A 422-nucleotide genomic window follows, 5' to 3' on the forward strand; every position below is an offset into this window, starting at 1 on the left:
GACCAGCCAACTGCCAGTTTTTGCCGCAATCAGCGTATCATTGCCGCTGCCACCATACAGATTGCTGACTCCCAGTTGCTCCGCATTTAGGGTTTCATCTGTTTCACTCTGGCTGGCGTAAGCCGTGGTTGTGATATCGTTGTGTGTGGAGGTTACTCGTGTGCCCGCTCCCTGAGTACTCAGGGTGTTGCTAACGGTATCACCAAGAAAATCGACAGCCAGTACTGCCTGAGTTTTACCATTGATAGTAAACGATCCACTGGCAACGACCTTATTCCCATCACGGACGTCTGTTTTGTTCGAAGCCCGGACGTTTATCTGAGTAATACCCCATTCCGCCAGTGTCTTGAGTTCGCCCGCATCGACTTTTGCATCGTGTGTGCCATCAACCCAGACCCGTAATTTACCCCAGATCGGATCAC

General features: G+C 51.2%; 1 protein-coding gene. It reads right to left on the bottom strand.

Annotation, left to right across the window (positions count from 1 at the left end; all coding sequences use genetic code 11):
* The coding region (locus SLS51_RS24935) for an SPM autocatalytic domain-containing protein (protein ID WP_500690698.1) at positions 1 to 422 on the bottom strand (422 nt) is incomplete at both ends.

It is taken from the genome of Photorhabdus africana (genome assembly GCF_035181445.1).
GTDB classification, from domain to species: domain Bacteria; phylum Pseudomonadota; class Gammaproteobacteria; order Enterobacterales; family Enterobacteriaceae; genus Photorhabdus; species Photorhabdus laumondii.